Source organism: Chromohalobacter marismortui (genome assembly GCF_004364315.1).
Taxonomy (GTDB): Bacteria; Pseudomonadota; Gammaproteobacteria; order Pseudomonadales; family Halomonadaceae; genus Chromohalobacter; species Chromohalobacter marismortui.
Map to the genome: position 1 here is coordinate 382042 of NZ_SOBR01000002.1, position 26864 is coordinate 408905.

Annotated in this window: 25 protein-coding genes; 11 read left to right on the forward strand and 14 right to left on the reverse strand. The window is 64.0% G+C overall.

Going from position 1 to position 26864, the window contains the following annotated elements; translation table 11 throughout:
* The first annotated feature begins 231 nt into the window (after window positions 1-231).
* A complete protein-coding gene (locus tag C8E00_RS04990; RefSeq protein ID WP_133695251.1) occupies window positions 232-1236 on the forward strand; it encodes an NADP-dependent oxidoreductase in 1005 nt (334 codons plus the stop codon).
* Window positions 1237-1246: 10 nt separating this feature from the next.
* On the opposite strand, the gene hemG is transcribed toward C8E00_RS04990, so the two are convergent.
* Both hemG and C8E00_RS05000 read right to left on the reverse strand, forming a co-directional pair.
* On the reverse strand, window positions 1247-2677 hold the full coding sequence (gene hemG / locus C8E00_RS04995) for a protoporphyrinogen oxidase (RefSeq protein WP_133695254.1): 1431 nt from the start codon (window positions 2675-2677) through the stop codon (window positions 1247-1249).
* A 68-nt stretch (window positions 2678-2745) separates the two neighbouring features.
* Window positions 2746-4035 (reverse strand): dicarboxylate/amino acid:cation symporter, encoded by a 1290-nt coding sequence (locus C8E00_RS05000; RefSeq protein ID WP_424948537.1) that lies wholly within the window; start codon window positions 4033-4035, stop codon window positions 2746-2748.
* A gap of 88 nt (window positions 4036-4123) precedes the next feature.
* On the opposite strand from C8E00_RS05000, the gene C8E00_RS05005 reads away from it, so the two are divergent.
* The gene (locus tag C8E00_RS05005; RefSeq protein ID WP_133695259.1) at window positions 4124-4897 is read left to right on the forward strand and encodes an HAD-IIA family hydrolase; all 774 of its coding nucleotides are present in this window, start codon (window positions 4124-4126) and stop codon (window positions 4895-4897) included.
* 21 nt (window positions 4898-4918) lie between these two features.
* Here C8E00_RS05005 and yghU read toward each other — a convergent pair whose 3' ends face one another.
* The 4 genes from yghU to C8E00_RS05025 form a co-directional block, all read right to left on the reverse strand.
* Window positions 4919-5785: a glutathione-dependent disulfide-bond oxidoreductase gene (gene yghU, locus C8E00_RS05010; RefSeq protein ID WP_133695261.1), complete on the reverse strand. Its 867-nt coding sequence runs from the start codon at window positions 5783-5785 to the stop codon at window positions 4919-4921.
* A gap of 153 nt (window positions 5786-5938) precedes the next feature.
* The gene (locus tag C8E00_RS05015) at window positions 5939-7186 is read right to left on the reverse strand and encodes an AGE family epimerase/isomerase (protein WP_133695263.1); all 1248 of its coding nucleotides are present in this window, start codon (window positions 7184-7186) and stop codon (window positions 5939-5941) included.
* A 44-nt stretch (window positions 7187-7230) separates the two neighbouring features.
* Entirely contained in the window at window positions 7231-7578 is a 348-nt protein-coding gene (locus tag C8E00_RS05020; protein WP_133695266.1) for a hypothetical protein, read from the reverse strand.
* Between the two features lie 8 nt (window positions 7579-7586).
* The gene (locus C8E00_RS05025) at window positions 7587-7883 is read right to left on the reverse strand and encodes a YciI family protein (RefSeq protein WP_133695268.1); all 297 of its coding nucleotides are present in this window, start codon (window positions 7881-7883) and stop codon (window positions 7587-7589) included.
* Window positions 7884-8078: 195 nt separating this feature from the next.
* Here C8E00_RS05025 and C8E00_RS05030 point away from each other — a divergent pair, with 195 nt between their 5' ends.
* Window positions 8079-9338 carry an MFS transporter gene (locus C8E00_RS05030; protein ID WP_133695271.1) on the forward strand — a complete coding sequence of 420 codons (1260 nt, stop codon included), beginning with the start codon at window positions 8079-8081 and terminating at the stop codon, window positions 9336-9338.
* Between the two features lie 15 nt (window positions 9339-9353).
* Here the strand turns inward: C8E00_RS05030 and tenA are convergent, their stop codons facing one another.
* The 5 genes from tenA to C8E00_RS05055 all read right to left on the reverse strand — a co-directional run bounded on the left by tenA (window position 9354) and on the right by C8E00_RS05055 (window position 15918).
* Window positions 9354-10028, reverse strand: coding sequence for a thiaminase II (gene tenA / locus C8E00_RS05035; RefSeq protein ID WP_133695273.1), 675 nt, complete (start codon window positions 10026-10028; stop codon window positions 9354-9356).
* A gap of 308 nt (window positions 10029-10336) precedes the next feature.
* Complete coding sequence (locus C8E00_RS05040; RefSeq protein ID WP_133695275.1) at window positions 10337-11746, reverse strand: NAD(P)/FAD-dependent oxidoreductase; 1410 nt, start codon at window positions 11744-11746, stop codon at window positions 10337-10339.
* A gap of 21 nt (window positions 11747-11767) precedes the next feature.
* Entirely contained in the window at window positions 11768-13132 is a 1365-nt protein-coding gene (locus C8E00_RS05045; protein WP_133695278.1) for a Na+/H+ antiporter NhaC family protein, read from the reverse strand.
* Between the two features lie 101 nt (window positions 13133-13233).
* Window positions 13234-14523, reverse strand: a complete 1290-nt coding sequence (locus C8E00_RS05050; protein ID WP_133695280.1) for an NAD(P)/FAD-dependent oxidoreductase — start codon at window positions 14521-14523, stop codon at window positions 13234-13236.
* Window positions 14524-14532: 9 nt separating this feature from the next.
* Window positions 14533-15918, reverse strand: coding sequence for a glutamine synthetase family protein (locus C8E00_RS05055; protein WP_208291878.1), 1386 nt, complete (start codon window positions 15916-15918; stop codon window positions 14533-14535).
* A 170-nt stretch (window positions 15919-16088) separates the two neighbouring features.
* Here C8E00_RS05055 and C8E00_RS05060 point away from each other — a divergent pair, with 170 nt between their 5' ends.
* The 3 genes from C8E00_RS05060 (at window position 16089) to C8E00_RS05070 (ending at window position 17521) form a co-directional block, all read left to right on the forward strand.
* The gene (locus tag C8E00_RS05060) at window positions 16089-16748 is read left to right on the forward strand and encodes a GntR family transcriptional regulator (protein WP_133695283.1); all 660 of its coding nucleotides are present in this window, start codon (window positions 16089-16091) and stop codon (window positions 16746-16748) included.
* Window positions 16749-16894: 146 nt separating this feature from the next.
* Entirely contained in the window at window positions 16895-17134 is a 240-nt protein-coding gene (locus tag C8E00_RS05065) for a type II toxin-antitoxin system Phd/YefM family antitoxin (RefSeq protein ID WP_133695286.1), read from the forward strand.
* Entirely contained in the window at window positions 17135-17521 is a 387-nt protein-coding gene (locus C8E00_RS05070; protein ID WP_133695288.1) for a type II toxin-antitoxin system VapC family toxin, read from the forward strand.
* A 205-nt stretch (window positions 17522-17726) separates the two neighbouring features.
* Here the strand turns inward: C8E00_RS05070 and C8E00_RS16785 are convergent, their stop codons facing one another.
* On the reverse strand, window positions 17727-17936 hold the full coding sequence (locus C8E00_RS16785; RefSeq protein WP_341765843.1) for a DUF2256 domain-containing protein: 210 nt from the start codon (window positions 17934-17936) through the stop codon (window positions 17727-17729).
* A gap of 56 nt (window positions 17937-17992) precedes the next feature.
* On the opposite strand from C8E00_RS16785, the gene C8E00_RS05080 reads away from it, so the two are divergent.
* Entirely contained in the window at window positions 17993-19504 is a 1512-nt protein-coding gene (locus C8E00_RS05080; RefSeq protein ID WP_133695290.1) for a DUF2252 domain-containing protein, read from the forward strand.
* Between the two features lie 417 nt (window positions 19505-19921).
* On the opposite strand, the gene C8E00_RS05085 is transcribed toward C8E00_RS05080, so the two are convergent.
* On the reverse strand, window positions 19922-20644 hold the full coding sequence (locus tag C8E00_RS05085) for a YrhK family protein (RefSeq protein ID WP_133695293.1): 723 nt from the start codon (window positions 20642-20644) through the stop codon (window positions 19922-19924).
* A 224-nt stretch (window positions 20645-20868) separates the two neighbouring features.
* Between C8E00_RS05085 and C8E00_RS05090 the strand changes: the two genes are divergently transcribed.
* Window positions 20869-22068 (forward strand): phospholipase D-like domain-containing protein, encoded by a 1200-nt coding sequence (locus C8E00_RS05090; RefSeq protein WP_133695295.1) that lies wholly within the window; start codon window positions 20869-20871, stop codon window positions 22066-22068.
* 30 nt (window positions 22069-22098) lie between these two features.
* Here the strand turns inward: C8E00_RS05090 and C8E00_RS05095 are convergent, their stop codons facing one another.
* Window positions 22099-23097: a LacI family DNA-binding transcriptional regulator gene (locus C8E00_RS05095; RefSeq protein ID WP_133695297.1), complete on the reverse strand. Its 999-nt coding sequence runs from the start codon at window positions 23095-23097 to the stop codon at window positions 22099-22101.
* 212 nt (window positions 23098-23309) lie between these two features.
* On the opposite strand from C8E00_RS05095, the gene C8E00_RS05100 reads away from it, so the two are divergent.
* From C8E00_RS05100 to C8E00_RS05110, 3 genes are read left to right on the forward strand one after another with little or no spacing between them, the layout of a single operon-like run.
* Complete coding sequence (locus C8E00_RS05100) at window positions 23310-24500, forward strand: Gfo/Idh/MocA family protein (protein WP_133695300.1); 1191 nt, start codon at window positions 23310-23312, stop codon at window positions 24498-24500.
* Entirely contained in the window at window positions 24497-25576 is a 1080-nt protein-coding gene (locus C8E00_RS05105) for a sugar phosphate isomerase/epimerase family protein (RefSeq protein WP_133695303.1), read from the forward strand. Before C8E00_RS05100 ends, C8E00_RS05105 begins: the two co-directional genes overlap by 4 nt.
* Before the next feature lie 29 nt (window positions 25577-25605).
* Window positions 25606-26838, forward strand: coding sequence for a nucleoside permease (locus C8E00_RS05110; protein WP_133695306.1), 1233 nt, complete (start codon window positions 25606-25608; stop codon window positions 26836-26838).
* Window positions 26839-26864: the final 26 nt, after the last annotated feature.

Genomic DNA, 26864 nt, shown 5'->3' on the forward strand with positions numbered 1-26864 from the left:
CTCATGTCCTAATGGATATCAGCACTGCACGAAACGCCACCGATGCGCTCGTGTGCGCCATGGCATGCCAGTCTCACGCTAGACCAACGTCGTGTCGGCCTCCGCCTATATCCGACCGTCGCCATGCAGCGCCCCTTGCGTGCGGCCACTATCATGCCCATCTAGTGACTACATGCACACCCAGTCGCGTGTGCCGCATCCAACATGCCTGTCATCACAGCGGGAGACATCATGGAATCACGCTATTTCACCATCCACTCGCATCCCCAAGGTTTGCCCAAGCGCGATTTCTTCGCGTTGCAATCCCAGACACTGCCTGAGCTGGCGGCAGGCGAGGTCCGCGTGCAAAACCTCTGGCTCTCGGTCGACCCCTACATGCGCGGACGCATGGACGGCGTGACGACGTACGTACCGCCTTTCACCCTGGGCGAACCGCTCGAAGGCGCCGCTATCGGCGAGGTACTCGAATCACGCGACGAACGCTTCACCCCCGGCGACCGCGTCGTGCACATGGGCGGCTGGCGTGATGTCGCGCAGCTTTCCGGCGACGACTTGCAGGCATTGCCCGATATCGATGTGCCACCGCAGACCTTTCTCGGTGTGCTCGGCATGCCGGGCATGACCGCCTGGGTCGGCCTGAACCGCATTGCTCGGCTCCAGGAAGGCGAACGCGTGCTGGTCAGTGCAGCGAGCGGCGCCGTCGGTTCCCTGGCCGTGCAACTGGCCAAGGCCAAGGGCTGCCACGTGGTGGGGATCGCCGGCGCGCCGGAAAAACTCGAATGGCTGGAATCGCTCGGCGTGCGCGCGGTCAGCTATCGCGGCAAAGACGCGCAACAGCTCAGCGCCGACCTCGAGGCCGCCAGCCCCGACGGGTTCGATGTCTACTACGAAAACGTCGGCGGCGATTGTCTCGAGGCCGCACTCGACAACATCCGGGTCGGTGCGCGAATCGCGGTATGCGGCCTGATCGATAGCTATAACGCAGAAACGCCCACGCCCGGCCCCAGCAATCTGTCCCGGTTGCTGATCCGCCGCGCGCGGATGGAAGGCTTCATCATCCTCGACGCCGAAAACTGGGAGCACTACCCCGAGTTCCTGCAGGAGATCGGCCCGCTCGTCGCGCGGGGCGAGATCGACTACCGGGAAACCATCGAGGAAGGCCTCGAACGCACGCCGGATGCCTTCCTCAAGCTCTTCGAAGGCGGCAACACCGGCAAGATGCTGGTCCGGCTGTAAAGCCCCGCGGTTAGCTCCCACCCAGCGTCTCGGCGATGCGCTCGCCGAGACGCCGTCCGTTCTCCAGGCAATCTCCCACTGCGATGCCATCACGCCAGTTGCCGAGCAACGAGAGGCCGGGATGCGCTTCCAGCGCCGCGTCGAGGGCGGCAATCCGCGCCAGGTGCCCACGCTCGTACTGCGGAATCGCCTGTGGCCAGCGGCTCACGCTCTGCCATACAGGGTCGCCGCGAATCCCCAACAAGTCTCGAAGATCGGCGGCGACCTGCGCCACCTGGGCGTCGTCATCGCCGGCGGCGGCCTCCGGCTGACGCCGGCCTCCCAAAAAGGCCGTCAGCAGCACATGATCCGACGGCGCGCGCCCGGGAAACAGCGTCGAGGAAAACAGCGCCCCCAGCGTACGCCGCCGCTCGACCCCGGGAATCAACATGCCGAAGCCATCGAGAGGATGGTCGATGTCGGCTCGGCGAAACCCTACCGAGACCGCATTGACCGGCGGATAGGCGATTTCCTCCAGAGGCGCGGCCAGGGCCGCGTCGTGAGAGGCCAGCAGCGCCGCCGCCGTGGGCGCCGGCACTGCCAGCACCAGTTCCCGCGTGCGAATGCGCTGGCCGGCGGCCGTGTCCACCTGCCAACCGTCGGCCTCGCGGCCCACGGCGACGACCTCGCATCCGCACTGTACCGATGCTCCGGGCCGATCGGCGATGTCCTCGGCCAGTCGCTCGGCCAAGCGTTGCAGCCCGGCGGGGAAACTCACCAACTGGCCACGCCACTCAGGTGGCAGAGCGGGCGGTTCGCGACGCGACTGGCGTAGTCGACGCAGCCCGCCACGTACCAGCGAGCCGTACTCGCGTTCCAGCGCCACCAGCCGGGGCATCGCCGCCTGCGCGGAGAGCCGCGCGGGATCGCCGGCGTAAACGCCGGAAACGAAGGGATCGACCAGGTGGTCGAGCACGTGCCGTCCCAGGCGTCGCACGACGAAGTCCGCCAGGCTTTCCTCGTCGCGTGGCGGCCTCGCTCGGAAGGGCTCGCGCAGCACGGACCAGCTGCCACGCAGGCCGATCAACGGGTTGGCGGGCGCCTTGAGGAGATGGGTGGGCAAGGCCACCGGACGCCCATGGAAGGCGATATAGCGACGCCGCGCATCGGGATTGGCCGGCTGAGCCTCGTCGAGCAGTCCCAGCTCGTCGAGCAGCGTGTGCAGTGGCGGCTTCATCACCAGTGTGTTGGGACCGACCTCGACCTGCCACGCCCCGTCGCGATGGGTGCGCAGATTGCCTCCCGCGTGCGGTCCGCGCTCGAGCACGCTGACAGCGAGCCCGCGCCTGGACGCCGCCCGGGCAGCCGCCAAACCGCTGGCTCCACCGCCGACGACCACCACGTCGCGTCGTGCCTCGCCGACCACTTGGTCGGTCGCATCGAGCTGTTCTTCATGCTGCATGACGTCTCTCCCGGGCGCGCCTGGCGTTCAGATGACGAGGATAACGGATGCGGCCGGCTCGCGGGGCGCTACGCTTGCGGCGCATCGACGCACTCGGCATTCCGCGTCCGCTCGCTGCGCCCGATGATCGACGCCCCTACCATGTCGCCGGTGACGTTGAGCGCCGTGCAGCCCATGCCCACCAAGGCATCGATGGCGGTCAGCAACGCCACCGTCTCGATGGGCAGCCCCACCTGGGAGAACACCGTGGCGATCATGATGATGCCGGCACCCGGCACGCCGGCGGTGCCGATGGAAACCAGCGTACCGATCAGCACGATTTCCAGCATGCTGGTGAAATCCAGCGGCGCGCCGATCACGTTGGCCGCGAACACGGCGGAAATGGCGATGCGAATGGCGGCGCCATCCATGTTGATGGTCGCCCCCAGCGGCAGGCTGAAGCCGTAGACCCCACGCGACAGTCCCATGCGCCGCGCCGCATCCAGCGTCAGCGGCAGCGTGCCGGAGCTGCTCTGGGTGGCGAAGGCGGTCGCCATCGGCGTGCGCGCTTCGCGAAAGAAATCCCGCAGCTTGACGCCGAAGGCCCCCATCAAGACGCAATACAGCAGGACATGCACGCCCAGCGCGAGGTACAGCACCAGCACCATGTCGCCCAGTGACAACAGCGTTGCCACGCCCTGCTCGGCCACGGTACCGGCCACGATGGCGAACACCCCGATCGGCACGTAATGCAGCACCCCCGACATCACCTTGAGCGTGACCTCGTTGAGCGCCTCGATCACACGGTAGAGTTGCTCGGCCAGTGCCCCATGCGTCTCGGACGTGCGGAGCTTCAACAACGCGATGCCGAAGACGATGGCGGTAAAGATGATGCCCAGCATATTCAGCTCGGCGAATGCCCCGATGATGTTATCCGGCACCACCCCCAGCAGCACCTGCGCAATGCCGGGATTCTCCGGCACCGATACCTTGGCGCTGCTATCCAGCGTCATGCCACTCCCCGGGGAAAACAGCGAAGCCACCGTGAGCCCCACGACGATCGCCAGCGCCGAGGTGCCGATATAATAGACAACCACCTTGCGCCCGACGCGCCCCATGCTCCCGGCGCTGGCCTGATTGATGCCCACCAGCAGGGTGAACAGCACGATCGGCACGATCAGGAACTTCAGCAGGCGCAGCAAGAGATCGCCGAACGGTGCCAGCCAGTCGGCCACGCTCTGGCCACCTGCCAGGCCCACCACGACCCCCAGTATCAGCGCCAGCGTGACGCGCAGAATCAACGAGGCATTCAAATACGCATGCAACAGTGCTTTCACCGCTCCTTCTCCTTGTGTTTGGCCATGATGGTGTCGCTCCATGTCGGCCACAACGCCTGACACGAAGGCTGCGGCGGCGTCATATTACCATTATGCTGGGCGCATGGATTCGGACACGGGATACGAGGCAATGAACGAACGCGCAATTGACTGCTGGTTGACGGACATGGATGGGGTATTGATCGGCGAAGATCACGCGCTTCCCGGCGCCGTCGAATTGATCGACCAATGGCGGGCCAACGGCACGCCCTTCCTCGTGCTCACCAACAATTCCATCTACACCCCGCGCGATCTCAGCGCGAGGCTCAATCGTCTGGGCATCAATGTCCCCGAGGACCGCCTGTGGACGTCCGCCCTGGCCACCGCCGCCTTCCTGCGCGATCAAACGCCCGGCGGGTCGGCCTTCGTGATCGGCGAGGCCGGCTTGACCACGGCCATTCACGAAGCCGGGTTCGTGATGACCGACGTCGCGCCGGACTTCGTGGTCCTCGGCGAAACCCGCAGCTATTCGTTCGAGGCCATCACCCGGGCGATTCGTCTGATCAATGCCGGGGCGCGCTTCATCGCCACCAATCCCGACGTTACCGGCCCCAGCCCCGAAGGCCCCTTGCCGGCCACCGGCGCGGTCGCGGCCTTGATCACCGCCGCCACCAAGCGCGAGCCCTACTACGTCGGCAAGCCCAACCCGATGATGTTCCGCTCGGCCATGAACAAGCTGGGCACCCACTCCGAACGGACCGGCATGATCGGCGACCGCATGGACACCGACGTCATCGCCGGCATCGAGGCCGGGCTGCACACGGTCCTGGTGATGACCGGCATCGCCACACGTGAAGACCTCGAGCGCTACCCCTTCCGTCCCCGCGAGGTCATCGACTCGGTCGCGGAATTGTTGGAGAAGTAGCGCTCGTTGACGGCGTGGGCGTTATGACTCGCGTTTATCCTGCGTATTGGTCTCGAAGTCGCTGGCATCGTGACGCTCGTGCAGCTGCATCTCGGGCTCGCCGAAGGGACGATTGACCATGCGCCCACGCAGCACCGCCGGCCGCGCATCGATTTCCTCGGCCCAGCGCACGACATGCGTGTACTCGTGGACTTGCAGGAACTCGGCGGCATCGTAGAGACGTCCCAGCACCAATTGCCCGTACCAGGCCCAGTTGGCGATGTCGGCGATGCTGTACTCGTCGCCGGCCAGATAGCGGTTTTCCGCCAGGTGCCGGTTCAGCACGTCGAGCTGACGCTTGGTTTCCATGGCGTAACGGTCGATGGGGTACTCGAGCTTGACCGGCGCATAGCTGTAGAAATGCCCGAAACCACCGCCGAGGAACGGCGCGCTGCCCATCTGCCAGAACAGCCAATTGAGCGCCTCGGTGCGTGCTGCATGCTCCTTGGGCAGGAACTCCCCGAACTTCTCGGCGAGGTACAGCAGGATCGAGCCGGACTCGAATACCCGCGTCGGCGTGTCGGTGCTGTGGTCCATGAGCGCCGGGATCTTCGAGTTCGGGTTGACCTCGACGAAACCGCTGCCGAATTGATCGCCCTCGCCGATATCGATCAACCAGGCGTCGTACTCGGCGCCCCGATGCCCCAGCGCCAGCAATTCCTCGAACATCACCCCGGCCTTGACGCCATTCGGTGTGGCCAGCGAATACAGCTGGAAGGGATGCTTGCCCACCGGAAGTGCTTTCTCATGGGTGGGCCCCGCGACCGGGCGGTTGATGCTCGCGAACTTGCCGCCGCTCTCTTTCGGCTCCCAAACTCTGGGTGGCGTGTACTCGTTTGCTTGGCTCATGAAGCCTCCTTGTCTGTACGTCGGATCGCCCCTCACCAAGCGGCGGGACGTATCCAGTCGCCTGAAAAGGTAGTCTGATAATCATTGGGACGCGAGGCGGGTGGTTCAAGCCGATCGGGGCCTACGTGTCCACCAACCGTCAACACCATGCATCTACAGGTGCTCTACCGCCACGGCCAGTGCCGGCGCCAGGGGGAGACGCGGCAGCAGAGTGGCTTGGTAGGCATGATAGAGGTCGGGTTTGACGTCGCCCTGCGCCGGGTCGATGTCGAGGCGATGATCCAGTTCCTGCTGCCAGCCGCCGCGCTTTCGGTCGATGAAGGTGGTGTCGATGAAGTCCCACAAGTGGCGGTACCAGCGCTCGTAGTGCGCCTCGCCCGTGCGTTGCAGGAAGGCACCGGCGGCGGCCAGTGCCTCGGCATGGGTCCAGTGGCGACGACGGCGCGAGCTCGGCTGACCCTGCCAGTCCACGGTATACACCAGCCCCGGCGCGCCGTCGCTGGCCCAGCCATCACGCAGGCTGGCCTCGAACAGCGCGGCGGCATCCACGAACAACCAAGCCGGCGCCTCCCGCCCACGCACCTCAAGCGCCGCCTCTAGATGTAGCATCAGTCGCGACCATTCGAAGCCATGTCCCGGTGTCGCGCCATACGGATAGAAGTCGTGGTGCGGCTGCTCGGCGTTGAACCCCGGCCATTCGGACCAGTCGCCGTGAAAGTGCTCGAGAATGCGATAGTCGCGTGGCGCGGCATGGCGGTGAATCAACCGCTCGACGATGGCCAGCGCCCGATCCAACCAATGCGGCTCGTCGCGTACATCGGCCAACGCCAGGCACAACTCGACGCCATGCATGTTGCTGTTACCGCCGCGATAGTCCGCCAGCTCGCGCCAGCCTAGCGCGTAGCTCTCGACGAAGGCCTGCTCGTTCTCCGACCAGAAGCGCGTCTCGATGACCTCGACCACCTCGTCGAGCAACACCGCCGCACCGGGAATGCCCGCCTGGGTCGCCGTCGCGGCCCCCAGGGCGACGAAATGGTGCAGGTAACACTGCTTGGTGCGATCCGCTGTCACAGCAGGGTCCCCCGCAAGCCAGCCACCGTCATGCGTGTCACGCAGCAAACCACTCAAGGCGCGTATGGCATGCTCGGCCAACGACGCCGCACCGGGCACGCCCTGCATCGCTGCCAATCCATAACTGTGCGCCATGCGACCGGTGATCATGGTATCCGCGCCCGCACCATTGGGTATCCGTCCATCGCCATCTAGCGGCGCGAAACCGCCGGTATCAAGCCGCGCCTGACGGTGGAAATCGAGCAGCTTCAAGCCCTCTCGGGTCAGCCAGTGATGATGCGTTTCGGCGTCCAGCCAACGTCGTGATAGTGCGTGAGTATTATCTGTCATGTCATGCACGCCTCGAGTTCTGGGTAAACAAAAGCCAACGTCACTCACTCACGTGCCGCCAGGGCGCGCTGATATTCGTCCCGCCACGCCTGGTCATGCAAAGCGGAATCAGCGGGAAACCGTCCCAATTCAACAGCCAATTCGAAGAAGCCGCGTGCCGGCATGTGCGGCGCGCGGCGACTGACGACCAGCGCAGCGATGAAGGGGCATTCCTGGGCGGCATCCTCGCGCATCGACGCCTCCAGTGCCTGAGCGACACGCTGGATGGTACGCGGTGGCTGCAAGCCGAGCGCGTCGGCGACGTCCTGGTAGGTCAGTGGTAGCTTCTCTCGCGGCGCCGCTTCAAGCGTTTCGCGCACGGCGACCACAAGCGGTAACGAACTATCGGACATGGTGTCGCTCAGGCGCTCGGATCGAACAATTTGACTTCGTGAATGTCGACATACTCCCACACGCGACCGGTCATGTAGGGCTCAGACTCGAGCCACGCTTCCAACGCCCGACGATCGGCGAACTGGAGATGCGCACTCGAACCGATCATCTTGCCACTGTCATCCAGGATCGCCCCGCCGCTGAGGAAGCAGCCCTCACGAGCGAGCGTGCGCACGCCATCCAGATGCGCCTCACGGTTGGCCAGGCGGCGATTCAGGGCATCATCGTCGGCGTAATCGTAGGCCACTACGGCATATTGCGGCATGATGTTCTCTCGTCTCAGGAATAACGAATCGGGGCGTTGCCACCATGGTCTGAATCATGCGTGAGACCAGGCCATGGTACAACGGTCGTCAGCGGATTCACGCTGCCATCCCGATCTTGCAACCCAGTTCAAAACGCCTATGCACCGCAACTCGAACCGTACGCCCTGCTTCTCCCGCCAACGGCCATGCGTGGCATGAGCGATACCCGCCTCTTTCGCTCGCTACGTTTTTACAATTACCGCGTGTGGGCCATCGGCGCCCTGGTCTCCAACATCGGCACCTGGATGCAGCGCATCGCTCAGGACTGGCTGGTGCTGACCGTGCTCACCGACCACGATGCCAGCGCCGTGGGCATCACCATCGCTTTGCAGTTCGGCCCCCAGCTGTTGTTGCTGCCTCTCACCGGGTACGCGGCCGACCATTTCGACCGCCGCCGGCTGATCCTCGTGACCCAGGCGTTGCTCGGTCTGCTGGCACTGGGACTGGGTCTGGCCACCCTCACCGGCATAGTGACACTGTGGCAGGTCTATGCCTTCGCCCTGGGACTCGGCTGCGTCACGGCCTTCGACGCCCCCGCACGACAGACCTTCGTCAACGACCTGGTCGGTGAGAAGCATCTTTCCAACGCAGTGGCCCTCAACTCGACGTCCTTCAACGCAGCCCGAATGATCGGCCCCGCCGTCGCCGGGTTGTTGATCGGCGCTGTCGGCAGTGGCTGGGTCTTCATGCTCAACGCCGCCTCGTTCGCCGCCGTGCTCGGGGCACTATGTCGACTGCGGCTCGACGAGCTACGCCCCATTGCCCGACCAAGGCATGACGCCGGTGGACTGACGGAAGGCTTTCGCTACGTGTGGCAACGGCCCGACCTGCTCGCCATCCTGCTCATGCTGTTTTTGATCGGCACCTTCGGCTTCAACTTCGCGGTCTATATTTCCACCATGTCGGTGAAGGTATTCCACGGCGAGGCAAGCCAGTACGGGCTCCTGACCTCATCCCTGGCCGTCGGCTCGATCACGGGTGCGCTATTGGCAGCCAAGCGCGAGCGTCCGCCCATGCGGCTACTGTGCTTCGCCACCTTGGGGTTCGGGGTCTGCTGCGGCCTGGCGGCACTCGCCCCCAACGCCTACCTCTTCGCCGCCGCCCTGATGCTGACGGGCCTGGCCGCGCTGACCTTCATGACCGCATCCAATGCGCTGATTCAGCTCTCGACGGAGCCGATGATGCGTGGCCGCGTCATGGCATTGCGGATGGCGATCACCATGGGCGGCACGCCGCTCGGCGCCCCCCTCGTCGGCTGGCTTGCCGATCATGCCGGGCCCCGCTGGGCGATGAGTGTCGGCGCCAGTGCCGGCGTCATCGCTGCCCTGATCGGAGGCATCATGCTGTTACGGCAACAGCGCCGACAGCGCTTATATCTTCAACCGCAAGAGGCCTATCGCCAGCACGAGCCGTGATATGAACTGATCTCATTATTGACTGCGAGATCGCCAGTCGAGCCCCATTTGCCAAAAGTCGATCTCAAGGCGGGTCGCATCTCGAAAAATACCCACGAGCTCTTCGAAGCGCTGCTCGGTCACACCGGCCAGTCGTTCGTCCAGCCATTCGATTTCACTGTGCATGGCGCTTTGGAATGCATCGCTTTCGTACATCGCGATCCAGGCATCGTAAGGGTTATCGGCGCGTACCGTCGTGGACTCGCTGTTGAGCATATTGGCGATTTCCCCGTAGCCCACCAGGCACGGGGCCAGCGCCACGTGCATATCGAGTAGATCGCCCCGATTGCCGGCATCGAGCACATAGCGCGTGTAGGCCATGGTGGCCCGGTCTTCTGGTAATCGAGCCAAGTCATGGTCACTGATGCCCCATTGCCGGCAGTAGTCGACATGCAGCGTCAGCTCGGTATCGACGACGGCCTTGAGACCGTCAAAGGCTTGGCGCAGATCCGCCATATTGCGGCTTTTATAGATCGCCAGCGCATAGGCCCGCGCGAAATGCTGAAGAAACAGATAGTCCTGCTGGAGATAATAGCGAAAGGCACCCGGCTCGAGCGTACCGGTGCCTAGACGGCGCACGAAATCGTGCTGGATATACGCCTGCCAGTCGGCCGCGCACGCGTTTTTGAGATCGTCGAAACGATAGGCCATGATCGTCTCCGGTCGTTGGCAAGTAGGATCCGGAGGCAGGCCACAGGGGACAGGCAGATGTGTTGTCACAGGCCCGCTTGATTCCCTACGCCAGTACCCGCCTGCACGTGCAGGCATTCGCCGGATCAGGTTCAACGGGTTAATGCGCTAGTCCGGCTCACGGACCTGCATCTCTCAGCCGGTCGCCCGGCACCCCGTCAAGCACGCTAGACACACTAGCCAACGGGCGGTTGTTTGTTCAACAACCGTGCTGGGATAAATGACGCTTTTCGATTTCCAACGGGACTGGATGGAGACCCGCTCGGCGTTTACTCGATGATCGAGGCGAAGCGATCGTTCAATCGTCTGAGTGCGGGCTTGAGCAGCGGCGCCGGCCGGTCGCGACGCATCAACGCCTCTTCCCCGGCGTAGCTGTAGGTGATCGCTTGCGCGGCGAGCCAGCGTAGCGGCTCGACTTCCCAGCGTTTGATCAGCTGACGATGACTGGCGTCGTTGAAGGCCCAGGGCATGCGCACCCGCTCGGTATCGCGCGCGAGAATCATCTCCGCCAGGGTGCGACCGAACAGGTGCGAGGCGGCCACCCCTTCGCCGGCGTAGCCGCCCGCGGTGGCAAGACCGCTGGCGCGATCGAGGATCGCATGCGGGCGGAAGTTGCGCGACAAGCCCAGCGAACCGCCCCAGCCATACTCGACCCTGACACCCTCCAGCGCGGGCAGGAGATCCACCAGCAGGTCCCGCCGCATGCGAATGGCCCCATCATCGATCGCCTGGTCGGCCTTGGACCGGGCGCCGAGATAATAGGTGCCGCGCGCACCGAAAACGATGCGCCCGTCGGCGGTGCGATGACCGTAATTGATCAACCGGCTGGCATCCGCGAAGGCGGGACGCTCGGCCATGCCGATCTCCTGCCAGCGGGCCTCCGACAGCGGCTCGGTGGCGATCACCAGGCTCTGCACCGGAATCACGTGGCGCTTGAAATCGAGGAACCGGTCGGCGTACCCCTCGGTCGCACACACGACCATCGGTGACTCGACGCTACCCTCGCGCGTGCTCACCTTGTGGTGCGCCAGGGTCTCGGCACGGCTCTGCTCGTAGATCGTCACGCCCAGGCGCTCGACGCACTCGGCCAGGCCGGTGACCAGCTTGACCGGGTTCAGCGTGGCGACCTGGCGGTGGTAGATGCCGCCGTAGCCGTTTCTGAATCGGGCCTTCTCCGAGAGTTGCTCGGCATCCAGCCAGTAGCAGTTCGCCTCGCTGTGCCCCAGCTCATGCAGATGCTGCAGGTAGTCGCGCTGGATGGCGATCTGATCCCGGTAGCGAGCCGCCGCATAGATCGCGCCGCCCTTGTTGAAATCAGCCTCGATCCCCTCGAACGCCAGTACCCGGCCGACCTCATCGACGTTATCGGCCACCACGCCACAACAGGTTTGCCGTTCCGCCAATGGCAAGTCCCCGATATGCCGCTCCAGCCCGGCGAGGTTACCCACCACCCAGCCGCCATTGCGCCCCGACGCGCCATGACCGACACGCTCGGCCTCGAGCACGACGATCGCCCGCTCGGGGGCAAGGCGTTTCAGGTAATAAGCGGTCCATAGCCCGGTGAAGCCGGCACCGACGATGACAACGTCGGCCTGGACATGCGCGGTCAGGCGCGGGCGCGACGCCGGCCGCTCGTCCAGGGTGGTGCTCCAGAAGTTGCTAAGCGCATCAGTGTGCATGGCGTATTCGCTCGTCCGAGATCACATGTAGCCCAGCACCAGATACCCCGCGGCGGCAATACAGCCCGCGAGGGCCGCATAAGGCAACTGGGTGAAGGCGTGCTGGAAGGGCGTGCAGCCGCTGGCCTGGGCGGTCAGCACCGTGGCATCGGAATAGAAGCAGGCATGGCTGCCGAAGGTGCTGGCAGAGAGCGTGGCACCGATCACCAGCGTCATGTCGGCCCCGAGGTTCTGCCCCAGCACGGCGACGATCGGCAGGATGATCACGAACACGCCCCAGTTGGACCCGGTGGCAAAGGACACGAAGCCCATGACGGTGAAAATGATGAAGGGCAGCATTTCCGCGCTGACCAGCGGCTCGACCGTGGTGATGACATAATCGGCGAGCCCCAGTGAGGTGTTGACCTCATTGAAGAGGAAGGCGGCCACCAGCACGGCCAGGGCATCCAGCATCGACTTGAAGCCTTCCAGGATGTTGTCGAAGGTCTGGCTGGGCGACAGCTTCTTGAACCCGATGAAGGCCACGATCATGCCGGCCAGGGTCACGAAGATGCCCATCAGGAAATCCAGATCGAACCACCAGGTAAAGAAGGCCAGTGACGCCATGGGCAGCAGAAAGGACCAGATGCTGCCTTTCGCATGGGTGTCCGCTTCGAGGTGAGCGATTTCATCATCGATGTGTTCGGCCCCGGGGGGCACGCACTGCCCTTGCTTTTCGGCACGCTGCTCGGCCTTCTTCATCGGGCCGAAGGCAGGAATCCAGCGCAAGATGAACAGCGGCACCAGGATCACCGCGACCCAGGGGTAGAACATGAAAGGAATGGCCTGGATGTAGGTCCACACCCCCTGCCCATCTTCCGCGACGCCGTTGGTCTCGAGCAGGGCACCGAAGAAGACCGCCCAGGTCGAGATCGGGATCAACACGCTGATGGGCGCGGCGGTGGAGTCGACCACGTAGGCCAGCATTTCCCGGGAGGTCTTGAAGCGGTCGGTGACCTTGCGCATCGAGGTGCCGACGGCCAGGGAGTTCAGGTAGTCGTCGACGAACAGGATGATGCCCATGATCCAGCAGCCCAGCAGCGCGCGAGGCTTGTTGGTGGTATAGCGCATCAGCTTGTCGGCGAATGCCCGGGAGGAACCGGACTTGAGCAGCAGCGCGATGATGCTGCCCATCAAGCCGCAGACCATGATGACCCAGGCGACATCCGCATTGGTCATCACCGTGAGCAGATCCTCGGTGAGACTGCTCAAGGCATTGCCGGGGTCGATCATCAAGGTACCGATGAAGGCCCCCAGGACCAGGGGTTCGAGGGCCCGGCGAGTCCACAATGCCAGTATCAGGACGATTGCCGTGGGCAGCAGGACAAGGGGATTGTCATATTCCATCGTATCTCACCTCAGCGGAGTTGTTGTTGTGCCTTCGTGAATGACGGGAAGCCGAATTGTCAGGCGCCAAAGCGCCGCTAGTGCAGTTTTTCGCGTAATGGTTATTTGAGTTTTTCGAGTAATTGGTAGTACCACATGCCGGCCGCCAGCAGTGCATTGCCGAGCCGGTCATCGAGCGGGATGCGGATGTGGCGCACGTTGGCGAAGGCATCGAATTCCTCGAGCGTGCCGGAAACGGCATTGGCCATGATCTCGCCGACGATGTGCGAGGTAGCGATGCCGTGGCCGGAGTAGCCTTGGGCGTAGTAGACGTTGTCCGAGAGCTTGCCGAGCTGAGGAATGCGGTTGATCACGATGCCCGCCATGCCTTGCCATTGAAAATCGATGGCAACGCCCTTGAGTTGCGGGAAGGTGTGCTCCAGGCGCGGCCGCAGCTCAGCGGTGATGTCTTGTGAATCGCGTCCCGAGTAGTTGGCACCGCCACCGAAGAGAAGCCGCTTGTCGGCGGTCAGTCGGTAGTAATCGAGCACGAAACGCGTGTCATAGACCGCCAGATCCTCGGGGTCGATGGACTGCACCTGTTCGGGCGATAGCGGCGCCGTCGTCACGATGCCCAGCGATGCCGGAAACAACTTGCCCTTCAGCTGCTTGCGCTCGAGGCGGTGATAGGCGTTGCCGGCCAGGATCACGCTGTCGGCCGTTACCCGACCGTGCTCGCCGACCACCACCGGCGTATCGCCATGCTCGATATCCACTACCGGCGAATGCTCGAAGATCCGCGCCCCCAGGCTTGCTGCCGCGCGGGCCTCCCCGAGGCACAGGTTGAGCGGATGCAGGTGCATGTTGTAATCGTTGCGGATCGCCCCGTGATAGAGCTCGGTGCCGACCACCTCGCGCACCGCCTTGGCATCCAGCCAGTGCACATGCTCGCCGATGGCATGGCGTTGCGATTCCTCGAAATCCTGTCGCAACGCCTTGATGTGGCTGGGCTTGTAGGCCGCCTGCAGGTGGCCGTGCTTGAGGTCGCAGGGGATCGCATACTTTTCGACCCGCTGCTTGATGATCCGATGCCCGCGCCAGCGCAGGTTCCAGACGAAGCGTTCGGCGTCATCGCCCAGCGTGTGGCGCATTTGTCGGGTCATGGCGTCCTGGCCGGAGAGGCTCCCGGTCACCTGCCCGCCGTTGCGGCCGCTGGCGCCCCAGCCGATCCGGTTGGCCTCGACGAGGGCCACGCGATAGCCGCGTTCGGCCAGCTCGACCGCCGTGGCCACGCCGGTGAAGCCGCCGCCGACGATCGCCACGTCGACCCGGTGCTCGCCTTCCAGGCGCGGATAGTCGGATTCCTGGACGATCGATGCGGTGTAGTAGGAAGCACAGCGTTGCTGGGTCATGCCTGCTCCTTAAAGACGGGAAAGATACGTCTGGCGGTCGACATCGGTGACCCGGGCCATGAGCTCTCGGGCCTCGTGACGCTTGATCCCGGCGTAGAGATCGCGATACGCCGTGCCGAAGATATCGGCCATGGCAGGCGAGGCGGCGAAGCGATCGAGCGCGGTGAGCCAGTCATGGGTGAGATGCTCGGGGCGCTGCCGCGCGTGGGCTGCGTCCTCGATGGCCGGGGGCGGCGCGATGCGTTGCTCGAGCCCATGCAGAATGCCCCCCAGCAGCGCCGTGGCGACCAGATAAGGATTGGCATCGGCGCCGGCCACGCGGTGTTCCAGACGCGCCGCGGCGCCTTGCCATTCCGGCACGCGCACGGCCGCACCGCGATGATCGCACCCCCAGGTGCACTCGATCGGTGCGAAGCTGTCGGGTTGAAAGCGCCGGTAGGAATTGCCGTGCGGCGCGAAGATCGCCTGACCATCGAGCAAGCTATGCATCACGCCGCCGATGGCCGCGTCGAGATGTCCGGCGCCGTTGTCGCGATCGAAGATATTGTGGCCGTCCTCGTCGAGCACACTGACGTGCAGATGCATGCCCGATCCCGCCTGATCGGTGTAGGGCTTGGCCATGAAGGTGCTCGCCAGGCCGTGATGACGGGCGGCCTGGGCCACGAGACGCTTGAAGTACAGCGCATCGTCGGCGGCGGCCAGGGCATCCGGGCGGTGCCAGAGATTGACCTCGAACTGCCCCGGCCCGAACTCGGCGATCAGCGTATCCGCCGGGATATTCTGGGCGTGGGCGAAGGCGCGGATGGTGTCGAGGACCGGCGCCACCGCGTCCATCGTCTCGAGCTCGTAGAGCTGCTGCCCCCGAGGCTCCCCACCCGGACACAGCGGCGCGGGCGGCATGGTCTTCAGCGCGTGCCGCGCCTCGGCATCGAGCAGGTAGAACTCCAGCTCGATGGCGACCACCGGCGTCCAGCCATGGCGACGAAAGCGCTCGACGACCGCGGCGAGCATGGCGCGCGGGTCCATGAAACTCGGCGTGCCGTTCAGATCGTGCAGGGTGGTGAGCACCTGGTGGCCCTTGGCCCAGGGCAGTGGCGTCAAGGTGCGCTCGTCTGCGTGACAGGCACCGTCGGGGTCGCCGATCGACTGCGACAGCCCGGTCAGCGCATCGTTGTCCTCGCTCCAGATATCCAGCGACTGCGTCGAGAGCGGCAGGCGCACCTGCCCCTCCATCACCTTGTCGAGCTGGTCGGCGGGCACCCACTTGCCGCGCGGAATGCCGTTCATGTCGATGCACAACACGTCGACCCGGTCGGTGGCCGCTTCCTCGTGAGGGCGGTCGGTGCGTTGGGCATCGGTGCTGTGGGCAAACGGAGCCTGCGATATCTGCGCCATAGGGGACTCTCGATCTTGTGATGGTCCGGTGTGATCACATATGTGTGATCACACTAGCAGAGCCCCATCGACCCCACAAGCGAGCCGGTATCGTGATTGCCCCCGCCAGTTACGTTAAGCTGGAACGCCTGGCTCGGACTTTCATTTCGTAAAAGGCTTTGGCACATCGCATGACCACGGAATCAACCGCCAGTCGTACGGCTTTTTCGCCCGATACCGCCTCGACCCGGCTTCACCGGGCCCTGCGCGTGCGTCTTTGCGAGGGTGATTTCACCCCCGGTGAAGTGATCTCGATTCGGCGCATCGCCGCGGAATACGACATCGGCACCATGCCGGCCCGCGAAGCGATACGCTGGCTGGTGACGGAGGGCGCGCTGATCTTCTCCGACAGCCGCAAGATCATCGTCCCCGAGCTGAGCCATGACCGGTTTCATGAAATCCTGTTCGCCAGAAAGAACCTGGAAACCGAGGTGTCGCGCCAGGCCTTCGACCATATCGGGGTCGCCGATATCGAAGCCCTGGAACGGATCGACGAGCAGATCAACGACGCCATCGCCCAGGGCGACCTGGTCAGCTACATGCGCGGCAATTACCAGTTTCACTTCCATATCTACCGCCTGAGCCAATCGCAGGTGCTGTTGCCACTGGTCGAGATACTCTGGCTGCAATACGGCCCCAGCATGCGCTATATCTGCACGCGCTGGGGCGCATCGAGCATCGCCGACGACTATCATCGCGAAGTGACCCAGGCGCTCAGGCGCGGCGACCTGGCGTCGTTCTGCGAGGCGATTGCCGCGGATATCGAGCAGGGCATGCTGCTGCTGGAATGACGAAGCCGCACAATGATGGACGCTTTCAAACTGGTATGTTCTTCAGCTATACCGGTTGGGCCTAACCCTTACTATGATTGGCATGGTGGTGATTTGCCTGGGCCTTCAGGCAAGACTAAGCTAATTGGACTAAGCCCGGAGGTGTCATGGACATCATCAATATGCACGACGCCAAGACGCGCCTCTCCCAGTTGGTGGACAAGGCCGCGAAGGGTGAGCCTTTCATCATCGCCAAGGCCGGCAAGCCAATGGCGCGGGTGATCGCCATCGATGCGCCGGAGCCCGTAAAGGGTCGTCGCCTGGGATTTCTCAAGGGGCAGATACGTGTACCGGAGGACTTTGACCGCCTCGGGGAAACGGACATTGCCGATTCCTTCGAGGTTTGAATGAACCTGCTACTGGATACGCATGTGCTGCTGTGGGCGGCGGGTTTCCCCGAGCGCCTATCGGTGGAGGCTCGAGCGCTGATCGAGGATACGGAGAATCGGTTGTTTTTCAGTGCGGCAAGTATCTGGGAAGTGACGATCAAGAACGGTTTGGGCAAGCCCGCTTTCCAGGTCGACCCTCACCTTTTCCGGCGTGGGCTGGTGGAAAACGGCTATGAGGAGCTGCCGATCATCAGCAGCCATACGCTCGCCATCAGTCATCTGCCGCCCATCCATCGCGACCCTTTCGACCGGATCCTGGTGGCCCAGGCGGAGTACGAAGGGATTCTACTGCTGACCCGCGATGAGATGGTGGCTCGCTACCCCGGGCCGATCAGGCGGATCTGAAGCAGGGCCTGCCTTTATTGTCACTGCCAGCCCGGTTCTGTGAAACTACACGTTCATTGGTTCCTCGGCACCCGCTTCATGGACTACGATTTCCGCACTACGCTTGGAGCAGGAGCACATCGCCCAGCGCTGGTTTCTGGGGGCGCTGGGTCGATTCAAAGCGTGCCCTGCCAGCCGAGGGTACTCAACCAGGCATCATGACAACTCAACATCCCTTCTTCTCGCGGCGACATCGGGCCGAGCAGTAGATGACATGCTCCCAATCCCGCGCCCACTTCTTGCGCCAGGCAAAGGGGCGCTGGCACACCGGGCAAATCTTGGTGGGGAGGTGAGGTTTGCGATGCGGCATCAAGGCGTCTCCCGAAGATGGCCGGATCACCATAGCGAACATGCACCCTCCGCCCAAGTCGTGCATGCTGGTAGGCAAAGATCTAACGACATCACGGTAGCCAGGACAGGCAAGGGGGATGCATGAGCCAGGAATCGGAACCGACGCGCAAGGCACTCTACGAGCAAGCCCAACAGCAAGAGGTCGCGGGACGCTCGAAGATGAGCAAGGCGGAACTGGCGGCGGCGCTCGAGCGTCAGCCGTTCGAAGAGTCCGCCGCGCCGGTGGTGGCGACGCGCTACCAGACGTTCAAGCGCCTGGCCGAGGCAGTGGCGGCCGGCGAGTTCGTGCTGCGCCCGCGCGTCCTGACCGGGTTCGAGCGTCGTCGGCACGTGCGCCAGACGCTGCGCGAGGACCACCAGACACGCATCGCGGAAGGGTGCGAGGAAGCCGGCGCCAAGTTCGACCAGCTCTCCGACTCGCTGTTTTCATTCTTTCGCGGTACAGGGCTGCTGTTCTACCGCGACATGGCCGGCGACGACGCCTGGATGCCCACCGTGCTCGCGCTCGGTGACGTTCACCCCGGCAACTTCGGCGTCATGCCCAACGTGGACAACGTGCCGATCTTCTCGGTCAACGATTTCGACGAGGCCTACTACGCGCCCTTCACCTGGGATATCAAACGCGGCGCGGTCGGCTTCATGATCGCCGCCGAAACCGAGGGCGAGCTCAAGCACAAGCATCGCGTCAAGATCGTGCGCCGCTTCGTGCAGGGCTACATCGAGACGATGGAGCGGCTGGCCCACGAAGGCACCGAGCGAGACGAAGAAATGCGTCACGACAACGCGCCGTCGCTCATCCGCAAGCTGTTCGAGGACGCCGATGAAGACCGTGCCGAGTGGCTCGCCGACGACTATCTCGACGAGACCCGAAGCGGCTTCCGCCCGACCAAGAAGCTGGTGCCGATCTCGTCGCGCCGTGACGAATTCCAGGCGATCACCGATCGGCTGATCGAGGAAAACGAGATCGAGGTGCCGGCACGCGCCAAGGCGCGAGACAAGCATGGCATGCACGTGAAGGACGTGGCGATCCGCCTCGGTCAGGGCACCGCCTCGCTGGGGCTCAACCGCTATTACGTGCTGATCGAAGGCCCCCGGCGCGACGGCACGGACGACTTGATCATCGAGTACAAGCAGGCCCGGCGCTCGGCCCTTTCCGGCCTGGTGCCACCCTCCGCCTACGAAATGGATACCCTCGCCGAGCGCATCAGCCATGCCCAGGCCGTGCACCTGATACGCGGTGATGTCTTCTATGGCCACGTCACCTTCGAGGGGCACAGCTATCTATCCCGCGAGCGCGCGCCGTTCCGCGACGACATCGACCTCGACGAGCTTTCCAAGCGTGAATGGAAGGAATACGCCCATATCTGCGGCGGCGTGCTTGCCACCGTGCACGCCCTCTCCGACGAATCCGGCAAGCTCGACTACGACATCGAACCCGCGATCCTCAACGCCATCGGCCCGCCGGCATTGTTCGCCGAGGACATGGTGGAATTCGCCACCGAAGCCGCCGACCGCCTGCACCGAGACCACGAGATGTTCCGCGAGGATCACGCCCGGGGCGCGTTCGAGCACCTGGACTGGGTGCATCGGTGAGTAAAGTGTCTGCTTGGTGACGCGGGAGTAGCTGCGCGGCCGCTTCATTGCCATCTCATCAAATTGGGCATTTCAAGACTCATTAGACGGCTTGTGAGTACTCAAATGCTCGCTATGATGCGGCCTGCATGGGATAGCAAGAAGATGGGCATCTTAGTACCCACAAGGCTATGAAATGAAACTTTAAATACTCATTTCTCAGGCAGGTGGTGGTCATCACCTGAATCACGCGTGCGGTGTAGCGCCCGCGGCGCCTCGCTCAGTGGTCTGAACTTGGCACTGAGCGCCGTAGACCGTGCAGTCCATCAGGCCACAGACCGTCATGGCCAATATCAATGAGCTGGTCAACAAGGCCGCTACACACCTAGGCCCACTACCGGTCGCGGGAATGAGCCTTAGCATGCATTGCTGGCTTGCTCATCGGGCCTGATGGGCAGCCTGGCTGTCAGCGTGGCCGTCAGAAGCATGATGGCGATGCATTCGATAGGCGCGATAGAAGTTGGCCACGCCTCCACCAAGGAACAAAACACTGGCGAAAATGAACTGGCTGGCCAGGTAAGTAAACAGCTTCTCGGCGAGCCTGGAATGATCATCGGGCCAAAGGTAGGGAATGGAAGGGATCAAGAACAAGACCGATCCCATGACGAAGCAGATGGCAACGGCATTCAGGAGTTGCAACCCGATCAGCGTGCCTGCGCGGGTAATCTGCGTCACGCTGATCGCCGCCCCAAAGGCGAACAGGGCGCTGCCGATGATGAAACACCAGGCCCCCCAGGCTTCCTTGAACACACTGGGCAGGAAACAGACGCTGCCGACCAGGAAAAGCACACTGGCAATGACGTAGCCTATCGAGGTCAAAAACTCCAGCATCGTCTTGCGACCGTGTCGCTTGTTGCGCCGGTAATGAATGGTCAGCTCGATGAAATCATGCACCACGACCATCAGATAGACCGCCGAGCCAATGATGAACAGCCAAGCGGCGGCCGCCGAATACTGTTGGTACATGGGCAGGAAAAAGACGCTGCCCACGACGAAACACAGTGCCCCGATGATGTAGGTCGAAGCATTCAGCCCCTCCCAGAAGAAGCTCTTCGTTTCAGTCTTGTAGCTGCGTCGTCTATTCGTGATGTGGTGGGGCATGCGAACTCCGTGTCTGTCAGCCTTGGATGCATAGCATAACCACAGCACTCTGGACCGCAAGGTGGAGATGGAGTGGCCAGATGGGCGGCACCGGCCGACATGGACCGCCGGTCCGGTCGTGAACTAACCTTGGCCCCTAAGCGCTCATTCTGACCCCCGTACCGTGGCTTATCTGCTCATGGCAGGCTGGTTGGCTTGTGGCTAAAACGTGACGGAAAGATGCAATGGAGGCCGCCTTGGACCAGCCCTCGGCAGATACCGAACCGGATTCGATCGACTATCAACAGGTGCTTGAAGCGACACTGGGAGATCCCTTCAGCAGCAACAACCGCATACGCGTGCTCCGCAATGGCATCGAAATATTCCCGCCCATGCTCGAGGCGATCCGTCAGGCACGCGTCAGCGTGGAGCTTCTCACCTTCATCTACTGGCAAGGGGACATCGCCGAGCAGTTTTCCCAGGCGCTGACCGAACGCGCTCGGGCCGGCGTTCGGGTACGGGTCATCCTTGACGCCATCGGCGCCTTGAAGATGCCGAAGGCCCTGGTCGAGCAGATGCGCTCGGCAGGTGTGGATATCGTCTGGTTTCGTCCCACCGTGCGCTGGAAACTCTGGGAGCTGGATAACCGCACCCACCGCAAGGTACTGGTCTGCGATGACCGCATCGCCTTCACCGGCGGGGTCGGCATTGCCAAGGAATGGGAAGGGGATGCACGCGACCCCAACGAGTGGCGGGATACCCACTTCCAGATCGAGGGGCCCGCGGTCCAGGGGCTACAGGCAGCCTTTATCGACAATTGGGTGGAATCGGGGCGTGCAGTGCGCGACGACGTGGCCCGGATGGCCCGTGCACAAGCGCCCCAGCCGGCCGGCGAGAGCCGAATCCGCGTGATGAAGACGGCGGCGGCAGTGAACTGGAGCCCCATCGCCACGACCTTTCACGTCCTGCTTGCGATGGCGCGCCATAAAGTACGTATCACCACCGCCTATTTCGTACCCAACGCCGCCATGGTGAAGCTTCTGCAGGAAACGGTGCAGCGCGGGGTGGATGTACAGGTACTGGTGCCGGGGCCTTATCACGATCATCGCGTGGCCCAACTGGCGCAAGAGGATGAGTATGTGCCGTTGATGAAGGCAGGGGTGCGGATGTGGGCTTACCAGCCGAGTATGCTGCATGCCAAAGTCGTCACGGTGGACGACGAGGTCGCTTGCGTCGGGTCCGCCAACTTCAATCAGCGCTCCATGAGCAAGGACGACGAAGTTGCCTTGCTCATTCTGGACGAGACGGTACTGAGCGAGCTCGATCGCCACTTCGAGGAGGACTGCTCACGCGCCGAGGAGCTGCGTGCCGAGGATTTCCGCCGGCATGGCCTCTTCAGAAAGATAAAAGCCAAGACGATGGGCCTGTTTCGGCATCAGATGTGATGCATCACGACTCGTCTCGTGCCTCCGGCATCAAGCGACCGGCCCGGTGCTCTCGCGTACCACCAGCTCGAAAGGCATGATGCGGTGCTCATCCGCTGTGGCATCCCGACCATCGATGCTATCGAGCAGCAGGGCCACGGCCTCGCGGCCGAATTCCTCGGCGGGCTGGGCGATGGTCGTCAGGGGAGGATCGCAGAAGGAAGCGAAGGCGATATCGTCGAATCCCGCCACCGAGATGTCCTCGGGCACCCGCAGCCCCGCTTCCTTGAGGCGCCGCATGGCGCCCATGGCCATTTCATCGTTCTCGCAGAAGATCGCCGTGGGGGGATCGGCTCGCGACAGCAGATCGCCCGCCGCCCGGTACCCGGAAGATGGCGTGAAATCACCGGGACACACGAGGCTCTCGTCCGGCAACAGGCCGGCGACGGCCAGGGCATCCTGAAAGCCCAGCAGACGGTCCCGGGTCAAGGGGCTGTTGCGTGGCCCCTTGATCATGCCGATACGGCGGTGCCCCAATGTCAGCAGATGCTCGGTCACCGCCCGGGCGGCGGCTCGGTTGTCGAGCCTGACGGTGGGGCACGGCGCCGCGTCGAGCACCTCACAGGCGTTGACCATCGGTGGCCGCGCCTTGCCGTCCGAGGCGGTGAAGGGATCATAGGCGCGCAACTGGATGAGGCCGTCGGCCTGACGGGTCGATACCATGCCGGCATAGGCCCGTTCGGTACGTTCATCGCCCAGGGTATTGCACAGCAGAATGCCGTATCCCCGCCGCTGCGCCGCTTCCTGGATGCCGCCAATCACCCGCGCAAAGAAGGTGTTGGCGATGGTCGGCACCAGCACCACCAGGTTGCGGGTGCGTTGCGAGCGGAACTGCACCGCCGTGAGATTCGGCCGATAGCCGGCCTGCTCGACGGCGGCCAATACTTTGTCACGCGTTCCCGGCGCAACGACATCGGGGGTCTTCAAGGCGCGCGACACCGTCGCCACCGACACACCGGCCAACTCGGCCACCTTGCGAATATTGGTCATGCCTGACTGTCTACCTCCCCTCGTCGCCTACCTCGGCCTCATCATGCGCGCCAGTCTACTGCATCATCGCCCCTGGCTCACCGCTACTTCCGCCCGCCACACTGCGACCTAGGTCTCATTGAACCCGAGCGGTTCACGGGCTAGTTTTCGGTGAAATGTAACCGGTTACATTAACAGATCAAGCCGGTCCAGACGATTCCTGTGGAGGATGCATGACAACAGCAAAACGACGCGTGCGAATGGGCATGATCGGGGGTGGCGAAGGTGCCTTCATCGGTCGGGTGCATCGCCTGGCCGCCGCCCTGGATGGCGAGCTGGAACTGGTCTGCGCCAGCTTCAGCCGCGACCCCGGCAACAACGCCCGTACCGGCGAGGCCTGCGGCCTGTCGGCACAGCGCCTCTACCCCGACTGGCAGTCACTGATCGACGGCGAACGCCGACTCCCCGACGACCAGCGCATGGATCTGCTGGTCGTGGTCACGCCCAATCACCTGCACGTGCCCATCAGCCAGGCCGCGCTCGAAGCGGGCTTCCATGTCTTCTGCGAGAAGCCGGCGGCAACCACCCTGGCGGACGCACGCCGACTCGCCGCCACCCTCGAGGCGTGCCAGGGCCTCTATGGTCTCGCCCACACCTACCTCGGCTACCCCATGGTCTGGCAGGCACGCCGTCTGGTGAGTGATGGCGAACTCGGCACCCTGCGCAAGATTCATGTCGAATACCCCCAGGGCTGGCTCGGCACCAACCTCGAGGGCACCGGCAACAAGCAGGCGGGATGGCGCACCGACCCCGCCATTGCCGGTGCCAGTGGCTGCATGGCCGACATCGGCACCCACGCCTTCGGCCTCGCCGAGTTCATCTCGGGACACCACGTCACCGAGCTGTGCGCCGCCCTCGGCATCCATGGCGAACAGCGGCGCCTGGACGACGACGGCGACGCCCTGTTCCGCACCGCCGAAGGCGCCAGCGGCACCCTGATGGCCAGCCAGGTCTGCACCGGCGAGGAGAACGCCCTGAAGATCCGCCTGTATGGCGATCGCGGCGCGCTGGAGTGGCAGCAGATGGAGCCCAACACCCTGATCCACCGGCGCCTCGATGAGCCCATGCGCGTACTGCGCGCGGGGATCGACCAGCCCGGCCTGGCGCCGGAAGCCCTGCAGCGCCTGCGCCTGCCCGGTGGCCATCCCGAGGGTTACCTGGAGGCCCTGGCCAACCTCTATCGCGATTTCGCCGACGCCGTCCGGCGTGGCGAACGCGGCGCCGCCGCGGGCGTCCCCGGCATGGAGGAGGGCCTGCGCGGCATGGCCTTCATCGAGGCCCTGCTGGAAAGCCAGGCCGGCACCGCCAAGTGGACCTCGCTCGCTGACATTTCCCAGCGGCATGACGCAGAGGCAACGACATGACAGGCACGCACGACAGCGGCATCAAGGGGCCGGGGCTCTTTCTCGCCCAGTTCCTCGACGACCGCCCGCCGTTCGACGATCTCGACACCATCACCCGCTGGGCCGCCTCGCTCGGCTATCGTGGCGTCCAGATGCCGACGGTCGATCCACGCCTGATCGATCTCGAACTCGCCGCCGACAGCCAGGATTACTGCGACGAACTGACCGGACGCTGCGCCGAGGCCGGTGTGGCGATCAGCGAGCTTTCCACCCACCTGCAAGGCCAGTTGGTGGCGGTGCACCCCGCCTTCGACGAACTCTTCGACGGCTTCGCCCCACCACACCTGCATGGACGGCCGGACGCACGCCGGCACTGGGCCGAGGCGCAACTCAAGCTCGCCGCCCGCGCCAGCCGGCGCCTGGGGCTGACAGCACACGGCACCTTCTCCGGTGCCCTGCTGTGGCCCTACGTCTACCCCTGGCCGCAGCGGCCGGCGGGGCTGATCGAGGAAGGCTTCGCCGAACTGGCCCGTCGCTGGCGGCCGATCCTGGATGTCTTCGACGAGCAGGGCGTCGATCTGTGCTTCGAGATTCACCCGGGGGAGGACCTGCACGACGGCGCCACCTTCGAACGCTTCCTCGACGCCGTGGACGACCACCCCCGGGCGAAGATCCTCTTCGACCCCAGCCACATGGTGCTGCAGCAGCTCGACTACCTGGGCTTCATCGATCGCTACCACGAGCGGATCGGCATGTTCCACGTCAAGGATGCCGAGTTCACGCCCAGCGCCCGCAGCGGGGTCTACGGCGGCTATCAGGGTTGGGTCGACCGCCCCGGCCGCTTCCGCTCGCTGGGCGATGGCCAGGTCGACTTCAAGGGCATCTTCTCGCGGCTCACCCAGTACGGCTACGACGGCTGGGCGGTGCTCGAGTGGGAATGCTGCCTCAAGGACGCCGCCCAGGGCGCCGCCGAGGGCGCGCCCTTCATCGACCGACACCTGATCCAGCGGGCCGACAAGGCCTTCGACGACTTCGCCGATACCGGCTCGGACCCGGGGCGCAACCGGCGCCTGCTGGGGCTCGACGAGACGCACTGACACCCGACACACAATAACGAGGGTTCGCCATGCTACGCACACGGCTCGGCATCATGATGTTTCTGCAGTTCTTCATCTGGGGCGGCTGGTTCGTCACCCTGGGCACCTTTCTTTCCCGGAACCTGGACGCCAGCGGAGGCCAGATCGGCATGGCCTTCTCGACCCAGTCATGGGGCGCGATCATCGCGCCCTTCATCATCGGCCTGATCGCCGACCGCTACTTCAACGCCGAACGCATCCTGGGCGTGCTGCACCTGGCCGGCGCCGCCCTGATGTTCGGCCTCTACCGCGCCCAGGACTTCACCACCTTCTATCCACTGGTGCTGGTCTACATGATCCTCTACATGCCCACCCTGGCGCTGGTGAACTCGGTCTCCTTCCGCCAGATGCGCGACCCCTCGCAGGAATTCGCCAGGATTCGAGTCTGGGGCACCATCGGCTGGATTCTCGCCGGACTGGCGATCAGCTACCTGTTCTCCTGGGACAGCGCCGAGGCCATCGCCGGCGGCGCGCTGCGCAACACCTTCCTGATGTGTGCCATCGCCTCGCTGGCACTGGGCCTCTACTGCTTCAGCCTGCCCGCCACGCCCCCCAAGGCAAACAACCGCAAGAGCGGGCTGAAGGAGATCCTCGGGCTCGATGCACTGAAACTGCTCAATGACCGCAACTACGCGATCTTCTTTGCCGCCTCGGTACTCATCTGCATTCCGCTGGCCTTCTACTACCAGAACGCCAATCCCTTCCTGGCGGAGATCGGCGTGGCCAACCCCACCGGCAAGATGACCCTGGGGCAGGTCTCGGAAGTCCTCTTCATGCTGCTGCTGCCAGTCTTCATCCACCGCTTCGGCATCAAGATCACGCTGATCGTCGGCATGCTGGCCTGGGCCGTGCGCTACGCCCTTTTCGCCGTCGGCGATGCCGGTGAAGGCGTCTACCTGCTGCTGATCGGTATCGCCCTGCACGGCGTGTGCTACGACTTCTTCTTCGTCTCGGGACAGATCTACACCGATGCCCGCGCCGGCGAACGCTTCCAGAGCGCCGCCCAGGGCATGATCACGCTGGCCACCTACGGGGTCGGCATGTTGATCGGCTTCTGGGTCGCCGGCCTGATCACCGAGCACTACGCCACCGCCGGCGGTCATGACTGGCAAGGCATCTGGCTGTTCCCCGCGTGCTTCGCTCTCGCCGTCCTGCTGCTCTTCCTGGTGACCTTCAAGGACAAGCATGGCGCCAGGCAAGCGCCCGAGGTGAAACGTACCTGAAAGGGCTGCGATCGGTTCGCCGGCGC

Coding starts and splice junctions, on each gene's coding strand:
- tenA (WP_133695273.1), bottom strand. CDS start 10,028: ATGGCCTATCGTTTCGACGATCTCAAAAACGCGTGCGCGGCCGACTGG.
- C8E00_RS05050 (WP_133695280.1), bottom strand. CDS start 14,523: ATGACCCAGCAACGCTGTGCTTCCTACTACACCGCATCGATCGTCCAG.
- C8E00_RS05030 (WP_133695271.1), top strand. CDS start 8,079: ATGAGCGATACCCGCCTCTTTCGCTCGCTACGTTTTTACAATTACCGC.
- C8E00_RS05005 (WP_133695259.1), top strand. CDS start 4,124: ATGAACGAACGCGCAATTGACTGCTGGTTGACGGACATGGATGGGGTA.
- C8E00_RS05020 (WP_133695266.1), bottom strand. CDS start 7,578: ATGTCCGATAGTTCGTTACCGCTTGTGGTCGCCGTGCGCGAAACGCTT.
- C8E00_RS05110 (WP_133695306.1), top strand. CDS start 25,606: ATGCTACGCACACGGCTCGGCATCATGATGTTTCTGCAGTTCTTCATC.
- C8E00_RS05085 (WP_133695293.1), bottom strand. CDS start 20,644: ATGCCCCACCACATCACGAATAGACGACGCAGCTACAAGACTGAAACG.
- C8E00_RS05040 (WP_133695275.1), bottom strand. CDS start 11,746: ATGCACACTGATGCGCTTAGCAACTTCTGGAGCACCACCCTGGACGAG.
- C8E00_RS05080 (WP_133695290.1), top strand. CDS start 17,993: ATGAGCCAGGAATCGGAACCGACGCGCAAGGCACTCTACGAGCAAGCC.
- C8E00_RS05000 (WP_424948537.1), bottom strand. CDS start 4,035: ATGGAGCGACACCATCATGGCCAAACACAAGGAGAAGGAGCGGTGAAA.
- C8E00_RS05090 (WP_133695295.1), top strand. CDS start 20,869: ATGGAGGCCGCCTTGGACCAGCCCTCGGCAGATACCGAACCGGATTCG.
- C8E00_RS05045 (WP_133695278.1), bottom strand. CDS start 13,132: ATGGAATATGACAATCCCCTTGTCCTGCTGCCCACGGCAATCGTCCTG.
- yghU (WP_133695261.1), bottom strand. CDS start 5,785: ATGAGCCAAGCAAACGAGTACACGCCACCCAGAGTTTGGGAGCCGAAA.
- C8E00_RS16785 (WP_341765843.1), bottom strand. CDS start 17,936: ATGCACGACTTGGGCGGAGGGTGCATGTTCGCTATGGTGATCCGGCCA.
- C8E00_RS05070 (WP_133695288.1), top strand. CDS start 17,135: ATGAACCTGCTACTGGATACGCATGTGCTGCTGTGGGCGGCGGGTTTC.
- C8E00_RS05105 (WP_133695303.1), top strand. CDS start 24,497: ATGACAGGCACGCACGACAGCGGCATCAAGGGGCCGGGGCTCTTTCTC.
- hemG (WP_133695254.1), bottom strand. CDS start 2,677: ATGCAGCATGAAGAACAGCTCGATGCGACCGACCAAGTGGTCGGCGAG.
- C8E00_RS05095 (WP_133695297.1), bottom strand. CDS start 23,097: ATGACCAATATTCGCAAGGTGGCCGAGTTGGCCGGTGTGTCGGTGGCG.
- C8E00_RS04990 (WP_133695251.1), top strand. CDS start 232: ATGGAATCACGCTATTTCACCATCCACTCGCATCCCCAAGGTTTGCCC.
- C8E00_RS05055 (WP_208291878.1), bottom strand. CDS start 15,918: ATGGCGCAGATATCGCAGGCTCCGTTTGCCCACAGCACCGATGCCCAA.
- C8E00_RS05100 (WP_133695300.1), top strand. CDS start 23,310: ATGACAACAGCAAAACGACGCGTGCGAATGGGCATGATCGGGGGTGGC.
- C8E00_RS05015 (WP_133695263.1), bottom strand. CDS start 7,186: ATGACAGATAATACTCACGCACTATCACGACGTTGGCTGGACGCCGAA.
- C8E00_RS05060 (WP_133695283.1), top strand. CDS start 16,089: ATGACCACGGAATCAACCGCCAGTCGTACGGCTTTTTCGCCCGATACC.
- C8E00_RS05025 (WP_133695268.1), bottom strand. CDS start 7,883: ATGCCGCAATATGCCGTAGTGGCCTACGATTACGCCGACGATGATGCC.
- C8E00_RS05065 (WP_133695286.1), top strand. CDS start 16,895: ATGGACATCATCAATATGCACGACGCCAAGACGCGCCTCTCCCAGTTG.